We start from the raw sequence: 1,441 nt of genomic DNA, 5'->3' as shown, positions 1-1,441 counted from the left end.
CGGTTCAAACCGTACTTCCGCTTGAGAAGACTAATCTTCGCTTCTCCAGCTGCACGGTAACGCTGCAAGTCTTTGAACCATAATTCGTTTTCGTACTCGGATCGGGCAATGCCTTTTTTGCCCTTTCGCGGCAAGCTAGCTCGCTTCACACCAAGTTCGGTAATGGCCGTTTCGTTCTTCTTGCTTGAGAAACCGCGGTCGGTCGCTACAGCTTGCGGCGCTTTGCCGAATTGCTTGATATGCGCCTGTACAGCGGGAACGAGCAGTTCATCATCCGAGGGGTTCCCCTCGTAGACAGCGTAGCCGGTCACAAAGCCGCTTTCCGTCTCGTCGATTCGCACCTTGTAGCCGAACTCAGTTCCTTTGGCCAGCTTACCTTTCTTAATCGGTCTTGCTTCCGGGTCAAAGAAACTGACGATCCGATCTGCGATGATTCGATTGCCGGAAACGACCTGTTTGGCTTGTTCCAACAACTTGCCGGTTAGCGTGACCGCCTCGGTCAGTTTGGTTTTACTTTGTCGAAGAGCAGCTTTGCCCTTGTCTTGCAGTTTCTCGATAACGGCTTGCGCCTTGTTCACAACGTTCTCGGCTACTTCGATTACGCTCCCAGTGATCCGGTCAACTTCTTCCCAAGATTCACGGGTGCGGCGACGTAGAACTTTCGCGATGGACAGAATCTTTTCCTTGATTTCTGCCGTACGATCTTCAAAGCCTTGAACAGTGTGGGAGGCGATTTTCCGGATTTTCTGAATCGTTCGAGTGATGACTTTTACGCCATCTTGCAACAGCGTAGCGTCTGTCGGGTGATGGATGTCGGATTCCACAACCGTCGTATCCGTGCGCAATTTGCGGGTTTTCAGAACGGCTTTTTCCTCACACTGCTTTACGAGTGCGGCATTGATGTCTTCGACGATCTTGTCGCCGTAGCGTTTGCGGGCATAGATGAGCGTAGACGGGTCGGGCATCGGTTCGTCGATGGCAAACCGGCAGAACATTCGCCATGTGATGCTGTCACCGACTTCCTTCACGAGTGACTCGTAGCCCAAATTGTATTTATGCTTCAGGACCATAAGACGGATGTACTTTTCAATTGCAAGCGTAGGACGGCCGCTTTTCTTGCCTTTCGGGTGCAACTCAGTAAACGGTTGAAGAAAACGGTCGTCGTCCAGTAATTGATCTATGATTGCAAGCTCGACCGGCAACTTTCTAACAGATTCCGGGAGAATGGCATCCCAGATGGTCAATTGCTCGTCTCGAAGTTTCAACATTTTCTTCACCTCTTGGAAGGATTCCCGAGGGCTTCTGTTGAACTCCTATAGCAAAGGAATTCTTCCCTCGGGGTGTGGAACTTTGTTATCTCGTCAATAACAATTTCCATTTTGAGGTGCTGAATTCCTTTTAATTATGCTCAAAACACCCTGACTTTTTCAGGGGAAACTAA

At 49.9% G+C, this 1,441-nt stretch carries 1 protein-coding gene; it reads right to left on the bottom strand.

The window, feature by feature from the left end; all coding sequences use genetic code 11:
* A partial coding sequence (locus tag L323_RS33105) for an ISNCY family transposase (protein ID WP_020815958.1) occupies nt 1–1,268 on the bottom strand: 1,268 nt, incomplete at its 3' end.
* Nucleotides 1,269–1,441: the final 173 nt, after the last annotated feature.

The organism is Ruminiclostridium papyrosolvens C7, from assembly GCF_000421965.1.
GTDB lineage: Bacteria > Bacillota > Clostridia > Acetivibrionales > DSM-1351 > Ruminiclostridium > Ruminiclostridium papyrosolvens_A.
This window is presented reverse-complemented; position numbering and strand designations above follow the sequence as displayed.